At 72.4% G+C, this 7899-nt stretch carries 9 protein-coding genes; 2 read left to right on the top strand and 7 right to left on the bottom strand.

Annotated elements, in window-relative coordinates:
- Nucleotides 1–389 precede the first annotated feature (389 nt).
- On the bottom strand, nt 390–767 hold the full coding sequence (locus tag ACZ5CW_RS40170) for a fic family toxin-antitoxin system, toxin component (RefSeq protein ID WP_468610611.1): 378 nt from the start codon (nt 765–767) through the stop codon (nt 390–392).
- Nucleotides 767–1006 carry a hypothetical protein gene (locus ACZ5CW_RS40175; protein WP_468610613.1) on the bottom strand — a complete coding sequence of 80 codons (240 nt, stop codon included), beginning with the start codon at nt 1004–1006 and terminating at the stop codon, nt 767–769. The genes ACZ5CW_RS40170 and ACZ5CW_RS40175 overlap by 1 nt, the downstream gene beginning before the upstream one ends.
- A 238-nt stretch (nt 1007–1244) precedes the next feature.
- Here ACZ5CW_RS40175 and ACZ5CW_RS40180 point away from each other — a divergent pair, with 238 nt between their 5' ends.
- Complete coding sequence (locus tag ACZ5CW_RS40180; RefSeq protein WP_468610615.1) at nt 1245–2642, top strand: sensor histidine kinase; 1398 nt, start codon at nt 1245–1247, stop codon at nt 2640–2642.
- Between the two features lie 1123 nt (nt 2643–3765).
- On the opposite strand, the gene ACZ5CW_RS40185 is transcribed toward ACZ5CW_RS40180, so the two are convergent.
- From ACZ5CW_RS40185 to ACZ5CW_RS40195, 3 genes are all read right to left on the bottom strand, one after another.
- Entirely contained in the window at nt 3766–4068 is a 303-nt protein-coding gene (locus tag ACZ5CW_RS40185; protein WP_468610617.1) for a WhiB family transcriptional regulator, read from the bottom strand.
- A gap of 89 nt (nt 4069–4157) precedes the next feature.
- Entirely contained in the window at nt 4158–4562 is a 405-nt protein-coding gene (locus ACZ5CW_RS40190; RefSeq protein WP_468610619.1) for an SsgA family sporulation/cell division regulator, read from the bottom strand.
- A gap of 117 nt (nt 4563–4679) precedes the next feature.
- The gene (locus ACZ5CW_RS40195; RefSeq protein ID WP_468610621.1) at nt 4680–5294 is read right to left on the bottom strand and encodes a hypothetical protein; all 615 of its coding nucleotides are present in this window, start codon (nt 5292–5294) and stop codon (nt 4680–4682) included.
- Between the two features lie 312 nt (nt 5295–5606).
- Between ACZ5CW_RS40195 and ACZ5CW_RS40200 the strand changes: the two genes are divergently transcribed.
- Nucleotides 5607–6266: a response regulator transcription factor gene (locus ACZ5CW_RS40200; RefSeq protein WP_468610623.1), complete on the top strand. Its 660-nt coding sequence runs from the start codon at nt 5607–5609 to the stop codon at nt 6264–6266.
- 44 nt (nt 6267–6310) lie between these two features.
- On the opposite strand, the gene ACZ5CW_RS40205 is transcribed toward ACZ5CW_RS40200, so the two are convergent.
- Both ACZ5CW_RS40205 and ACZ5CW_RS40210 read right to left on the bottom strand, forming a co-directional pair.
- Entirely contained in the window at nt 6311–6676 is a 366-nt protein-coding gene (locus tag ACZ5CW_RS40205) for a response regulator (protein ID WP_468610625.1), read from the bottom strand.
- Nucleotides 6677–7136: 460 nt separating this feature from the next.
- Nucleotides 7137–7598, bottom strand: a complete 462-nt coding sequence (locus ACZ5CW_RS40210; protein ID WP_468610627.1) for a cupin domain-containing protein — start codon at nt 7596–7598, stop codon at nt 7137–7139.
- Between the last annotated feature and the right edge of the window lie 301 nt (nt 7599–7899).

Raw genomic sequence — 7899 nt, forward strand, 5'->3', positions numbered from 1 at the left:
CTACTAAGTCTGTGCGCCGTGCTGATGGCCCTCCTGGTGCGCCGGTGGCGGCACGGGGGGGGGGGGGGGGGGGGTGGGGGGGGGTGGGCTTCCCCCCCCCCCCCCCCCCACCGTGGGGCGGGTGGCGTTCGGCCCCCGGGGGACGGGGCCGCCGCGCCACGCGTGGTCCGAGGAGGTCGGGTGTTCCCGATCGTCCGGTCGCCGGTCGCCTTTGCCGAGATCCGGCACGACCCGGATCACGTGCGAACCGAACACCTCCACTCTCGCGGCGCACGGCTGCCGGCGCCATGGGGCACACCCCACGATCGGCACGGGCACAGGCTCAGGATGTCCCTACACCTGGGATGCGAACGGCAGGGCCGGGCAGGCGCCGGGAACGGACCGCACACTCAGCGGGACGGCGACCAGGTGTGCAGCAGGGCGGCGATCCGCGCGGCGGTGCAGGCGGGGTCGCGCAGGAGGTCGCGCAGGGCGAGCGCGTCCTCGCGGGTCGGCTTGACCGGGATGCCTGAGGCTTCCAGGTACATCACGCCCGTCGCCGCGGCCACGGCCATGTTGGAGCGCTCCAGCCAGCGGCAGCGGCCGAGGACGTGCACCAGGGCGGCGGCTCGGGCGTAGGGGCCGTCGTAGACGGGCTGGTCGAGGAGTTCGGCCCGGTGGCAGGCGACGGCCGCCACCGGTACGCCGTAGTCCTCGGGTGCGGGATCGCCCGCGCCCGCGAGTTCCGCGACCTGAAGGATCCAGGGGACGTCGATGTGCAGCTCCATCAGGCGGCGTGCGCCCCGGTGGAACGCTGTCCGGCGTCTTCCGCCTCGTCGAAGACGGCCTGGTGCTCGTCGAGAAAGCGGCGCGCCGCGTCCAGACCGCGCCGGCGCATGCCGTCGGCGTCGTCCCGCACCAGCGAGGCGATGTAGTCGCCCAGGCTCAGCCCACGGTCCTTGGCGCGGGCCCTGGCCAGCTCCGCGATGTCGTCGTCGACACGCGCGCCCAACTGTGTCTTCCCCATGACCCGATGGTAACAGACGTTACCAAGCCCTGGACGGGTGCCGGCGCCGGCCGCGGGCCTCAGCGCCGCCACCGCACTCGTCCCGCTGTCCCATGCCGCCCCGCCGCGCCCCCGCGCCCCGCACCGGGAGCACACCTCGCGGGCGTATGCCCATGCCTGCCATATGGACATGTCTTCTGCCCGGGTGCGGATACATTGCACACTCCAGGTGTCTCAATCCATCCAGGGCAGGCGGAACATGGGCGCACGACAGGAGCACACGGGCCGGCGGCTGGGGCTGACGAGCCTCACGGTCGCGGCGAGCGGCCTGCTCGCCTTGCTGATCGGTGTCGCGTTCGCCGTCCTGCTGTGGGCGATCTCCGACGCGAACAGCTCCGTCTCGGCCCGACGCGCCTCCCGGTCGGCCCTCGTCGAAGCCGGCACCATGGAGCAGCTGCTCCTCGAGCTGGAGACAGGACAGCGCGGATATGTGATCACCGAGCGGGAGGAGTTCCTCCAGCCGTGGCGGGCGGCACGCAAGGCGTTGCCCGCGGAGGCGCGACGGTTCACCGAGAGCGCCACCTCCCCGGAACAGCGGCGCACCGCCGAGCAGATCACGCGCGGCCTCGAGTCCTTCCTGAACGACTACTCGGTCCCGCTGGTCGCGATGGTCCGGCGAGGCGATCCCGCCGCGTCCGGCCTGAAGGAGACGGCCGAGGGCAAAGAGCGCGTCGACGCCCTGCGGGCCCGGTTCAACAACTACATGACGGACGAACGCGCCCAGCTCGCGGAGCGCACGGACGCGGCGGGCACCAACAGCCGCCAGGCGGTGCTGGCCGCCGCTGTGGGACTCGCGGCGTCGACCGCTCTCGTGGCCGTCTTCACGGTGCTCCAGCACCGTGCGGTCGTACGGCCGGTGCGCGGGGCGGCGGCCGCGGCGGAGGAACTCGCGGGCGGTGACCTGAGTGTGCGGATGCCGCCCAGCAGGGTGGCGGAGATCGGGGCGCTGGGCACCTCCTTCAACACCATGGCGGCCTCCCTCCAGGACAGCCGCAGACGCATCATGGAAAGTACCGAGGCCGTACACCGGCGTACGGCCCGTGACCTGCACGACGGGGCTCAGCAGCGTCTGGTGAGCCTGATGATCGGGCTTCGGCTCGCGCGGGAGCTGACACCCGACACGGAGACGTCCGCGATCGATCTGCTGGATCAGTCGATCGACAACGCGCAGACGGCGATCAACGAGCTGAGGGAACTCGCCTCGGGTATCTACCCGCTCGTGCTGACGGTGAAGGGGCTGGTGGCAGCGGTGCAGGATCTGGCGTCCCGGTGCCCGGTGCCCACCGTCGTCGACAGCAGGGACGAGCGGCGGATCTCCTCCACCGTCGAGTCGAACGCGTACTTCGTCGTGGCCGAGGCCGTGACGAACGCCGTCAAGCACGCCCAGGCGTCCCGGATCGACGTCACCCTCGAATTCGGGGACGTGCTGCGGATCGAGGTCGCGGACGACGGGGTCGGCGGCGTCGGCAAGGCCACCGCCGGCAGCGGGATGACCGGGCTGGCGGACCGGGTGGCGGCCTTCGACGGGAAGCTGGCCATCGACTCCCCGGCCGGCGGCGGCACCACCATCCTGATCCAGATACCGATACCGGCCTGAACCGGAAGACACGTATGCCGAACCCGCTGCCGCACCGTGAACGGGCCGGTCGGAGCGGGACGACCGCCGTGACCGTGGTGCCGGTGCCGGGCGTGTGACGTGCCTTCAGCGTGCCGTCCAGGGCCGCGGCCCGCTCGGTCAGGGCGGCCGGCGCCGCCAGGTCCGCCGCCCCGACGGGCGGCGCCCCGTCGTCCACGACGGTCACCACGAGGCTCACCCCGAGGTCGGCGCTCACCCGGACGCGGCCGGCGCGGCCGTTCTCCACGGCTCGTTCGACGGCCTCCGCGACGAGGAGACACAGGTGCGCCTCGACCAGCCGGGGCAGCCGTCCGACCAGGGTGCCCGAGACGGTCATCGGCACCGGGCAGCGCTGGGCGAGGGCGGCGAGCGCCGCGCGAAGTCCTCCGGCGCGCAGGGCTCCGGGGCTCAGGGCGTCGGTGACCTCCCGGACGCCGGCCAGGGCCTCCTCGGTGGCGCGGGCCGTGTCGTGGAGCAGGTCGATCGCCGGCGCGGGGGCCGGGCCCGGTTCCTGCCGTGCGAGGCGCAGGCCGAGCAGCGCTCGCACCAAGCGTTCCTGCACCCCGTGCTGGAGGGTCCGGGCGTACTGGTGCTGCCGTTCCGCCTGCCGGTGCGCGACGAGCCGGAACGGCGGCGGGACAGCCGCACCAGGGTCCACTCGACCGGAAGAAGCGAGCCGTCGGCCCGGGTGAGCGTGCCCTGGCCGCGCACGGAACCGGTCCGCCCGGCTGGTTCCGGCCTCTCGGAGGCGGTCGCCGGGCGGCCGTCGGCGCCCAGCAGTGCGGACGGACGGCCGTGTCCCATCGTCTCGGCAGCCGCGGGGTTCGCGCAGCGCACCGAGTGGTCGGCGTCCACGGCCCAGACCGGCTGTCGTACGACGTCAAGGACGCCTGCCAGTTCATCGGCGATCGACGTCATCGTGCCCTTCCTTCCCCCTGAGGACCGGCACCTCCGCGCCGTCGGAGAGCGGCGCCGGTACGACTCTCACAGCCGGGCCGGTTCGGCGCATCCGTCACTGGAGACCGCGCTGCGAAGGGGACGGCCCGGGTGCCGCCGGGCGGGACGGGCTCGCGCCCGCCTACTCGCCGTGGCCGCCGGTCACCGGTCACCGGGACGACGCGTCGTGATTCCCGGCCGCGCCGGCGGAACCCGTGTCGAGCCGTCGGCGTTCGACGTCCGACAGCCCGCCCCAGATTCCGTACGTCTCCCCGTGCTTCAGGGCCGTGGCCGCGCAGATGTCGGCGACCTCGCACCGGGCGCAGATGCGGCGGGCCCGCTCCTCCCGGTCGTGGCGCGCCCGGCCCCGCTCCCTCGGCGGGGAGAAGAAGGTGGAGCTGCTCATTCCGCGGCAGGCGGCGCGTTGCTGCCACTGCCAGTCGCTGAGGAGGGGCCGTAGATCGCTTCGCATCGTCTTCCTTCCGGTAAGGGGTGTGTGACGGTCCTTCGGGAGACACGTCCCGGCAACTGCTCACGCGTGCCGCGCCGACGGCGGACACGTCACTCCGCCAGCTGGACCAGCTCGTCCCAGTCCACCCCGTCCAGCTCGGTCCCGCGCGGCACCATGGCGTAGGTTTCGGCGAGCCACGTCGCGACCGGTTCGGCGGGGATCTCGAAGAGCGCCGTATGGGCGCCGCCGATCCGCGCACAGAAGGAGGACGGCTCGCCGTCGAGGTCGTACACCGGCCAGAGCACCACATCGCCCTCGCCCGCACGGGAGGTCATGCCGTCGGCCAGCAGCTCCCGGCAGAAGGCCCAGCGCACCGGCCGCAGGCCGTCGGTGTCGAAGACCAGGGTGACGGCGAGCGGGTCATGGGTGTCGTAGGAGATCTCGCAGTTCAGGGTGAGGGCGAGTTCCGAGGTCACCCAGTGTGTGATCTGCAGTGAGAGGTGGCACTTCTTCATGGTCGCCTCCTTGGGACCCGGCCGGTCGACCGGCCGGGAAACGTGGCGTGGTTGTCGTGCTCCTGCGGTCCTGCCGCGCGGCTGCCGGACGGTGCGTCACCCCGGCCGGGGCTCGGCTCAGTCGATCGCGCGGAGGGTGCGGGGGTGCCGCCGTGCGGCGGTGAACGCCTCGACCGCGCCGGTGGCCATCAGTACGGAGCCGCCGACGTCGGCCAGCTGCCCCGGGGACGAGAAGGGGAAGGCGGTCACGAACAGACCCGCCGAGACGATGACCGCGTTCAGTAGGTCGTCGTGGACGAAGACATGACTCACCGAGGACGAGGTGGCGCAGACGGCCATGGTGAGTCCCCGCAGCAGCCAGCCGCAGCCGGTCCAGAGCCCGAGCAGGAACACCGTGTCGGCCCGGCCGTGGCAGAGGACCGCGCCGAGCAACAGGGCGGCGAGGCCTCCGGCGGACGACAGCCGGCGGGCCGCCGCCGACGCCTTCGACTCGTGGACCGACAGCAGTTGCAGGACTCCCTGGACGGCCATGTGCACCCCGAGGAGCGCCCCGGCCGCCGTCGCCGTACGGACGTGCGCGACGATCAGCGTGCCCCCGACGGTGGCCGAGGCCAGTGAACCGGCCACCGTCGCCCCCCGGGTGAGGGCACCGCCCGGACCGGCGACCACCCGGACGCCGGGGCGGCCCAGGGGGTGACGGTCCTCGTCCCTGAGGGTTTCCAGCTGTGCCATGCCCAGTTCCCGTTCGTCAGGAGTCGCCGGGAAGCCCCCGGATCCAAGCGCTAGTCTCGAAAGCGGGCCGCACCGGGGTCTGTCGTGTACTCCCTCGCCCTTCCTGGGGGATCCCCCACACCTGTGTAGGGCCCACCCCACACCCGCGGCGGGCATCGGCGTGTGACGTGCGGCGGTGTGCTCGCGCCGCACTGAACCGTGCCGCCCGGATCCGAGGGCGGCACATGTGCAGACGTGGGGTCGTCCCCACACCGTCCGCTCCTCGTCACGCTGTTGTCATGTATGCGCGACGGCGCAGGCTAGGATTCCGCCATGAGCCAACCACTGCGGGCGGTGCTCGGAGAAGACCAGCCGATCGTACGCGAGGGCATCGCGACCATCCTGGGCAAGGCGGGCATCGACGTGGTCGCGTCAGTCGACAACGCGGTGGATCTCGTCCGCGCCGCCGAGGAGCACCGGCCCGACGTGGTGATCACCGACATCCGGATGCCGCCGGCCCTGGAGGCCGACGGCCTGGACGCCGTGCGGAAGATCCGCGCGGCGCGGCCGGAGACCGCGGTGATCGTCCTCTCGCAGTTCCTCGACGCCTCCTACGCGCTCGACCTGGTCGGGGACGATCCGAGCGGGGTGGGCTACCTGTTGAAGGAGAAGGTGGCCAGTCCCCAGATCCTCACCGACGCCGTCGAGCGGGTCGTGGCCCGCGACTCGGCCCTCGACCCGGACGTGATCTCGGCGCTGCTGGGACGCAAGCGTCCCGAGGACCCGCTGGCGGCGCTGACGCCGAAGGAGCGGGAGGTGCTGGCCCTGATGGCCGAGGGTCATTCCAACACGGGGATCTCCGAGAAGCTGTTCGTGAGCGTCGCCGCCGTGGAACGGCACGTGACCGGCATCTTCATGAAGCTGGGGCTCAGCCAGTCGGCTTCCGGGCAGCACCGGCGGGTGCTGGCGGTGCTGCGTTACCTCGGGCAGTAGCGGGGCGGCCGGGGCTCACCGCCCGGGCACCACAGGCCGGGCCGTCAGGACGCGGAGGGGGCGAACAGGCCCCGCAGGTCGGCGTCGAACAGCTTGTCCTTGGCCACGAAGGACTCGATTCCCGCTCCGCGCAGTTCCTCCTGCGACCAGAACGACTTGTCGGTGGAGGTCAGCACGATCCGCGGGGGGTTGTCCTCCTCGGTCAGCCGACGGGCCACGCTCAGTCCGTCCAGGTCGGGCAGGTGCAGGTCGAGCAGCAGTCCGTCGGGGCGGTGTGCCCGCACCGCGGCCAGGGCCGAGGCGCCGTCCCGGGACTCCGCCACGACACGCAGGCCCCGTGCCGTCAGCAGCGTCGTGGCGATGCGGCGGAACCCGGGGTCGTCGTCGACGACGACGATGTTGATGCACATGGACTCAGCATGCCCAACGGTCCGACGGCTGGACCATAGGGGGAGCCCTACGGTTTGTGTATCACTCACGCAGGGGGCTCTCCGTACGTGCCCGCGTGTCCCGGCCGGTGCACAACCCGTTCTCCCGTGGCCAGGCGCCCAGCCACCTCACGCCCCCAGCAGGCTCTTCCGGAGTGTCTCGCTGGCCCGCCTCGGCGGCCGCGTGCCGCAGGACGCCCTGGAACCACCGGCGGTGCTCCGCGACGCAGCGGCGCACCGGGTGCTCGGGGTCGGGGTGTTCGGCGGCGGCGTTCAGGAAACCCGTTCTCGTAGAACAGCCGGGCCGCTGTGCCCAGCAGCCGGTCCCGCGGATGCGTGTGGTGGGGGGCGCCCGACGTCATGGCAGCAGAGTACGGACAGAGCCCGGGAAGGAACCGGGTCCGGGGTCGTCCTGCGCCGGGCGCACGCCGTGGAACGGGCTTCAGTACGTGGTCACGAGGGGCTTCGTCTCGTCGACGACGTAGGTGGAGAGCATCATCGTCGTCACCGTGCCGACGTTGCGGGCGTTGTGGATGGCGCCGTTCGGGATGAAGAACGGATCGCCCGTGCGCAGCCTGAGCGGCGGCCTGTCGTCGAACTCCATCAGCACGTCGCCGCGGATGATGTAGCCGACCTCGACGCCGGGGTGGCTGTGCCGGCCCGACTCCTTGTGCCGCGGGATCTGCACGAGCGTCTGCACGGCTTCCCAGCCCTCGGCGGGCGAGGGGTGCTCCTGGAGCAGGGTGCGTGTGACGCCCGCGGTCGGATCGGGGTCCACCGGATGGTGGGCAGGAACGTGCCCGGCGGGCTCCGCCGCCGCGGCGGTGGACGCCAGGGCGGCGGCACCGAGCGTGCCGGCCGCCGCGGCGCCGCTCGTACGGAGCAGACGGCGTCGGTTGATCATCGCGTGTGTCCTCCTCGTGGGGGGGGGCGGTCGGAGCCGCACAGGTAGAACGATCGTTCTTGCTGTGAGGCAATCACACCTTTCGCAACACACACAAGGGTGAAAGTCGGCCAACGCAGACACGTATGTCTCTGTGCGTGAGGAACATATGGGCACCTGCCGGTACTGCTCGGGGGAGGCAGTATGTGCCGGTCAGGGCGGCGACGGGGGGGGGGGGGGGGGGGGGGGGGGGGGGGGGGGGGGGGGGGGGGGGGAGAAAGAACCACGCCAACCCCAAAGCCCACCCAGCGCGAGTAAACCA

It is taken from the genome of Streptomyces sp. NPDC031379, from assembly GCF_055569615.1.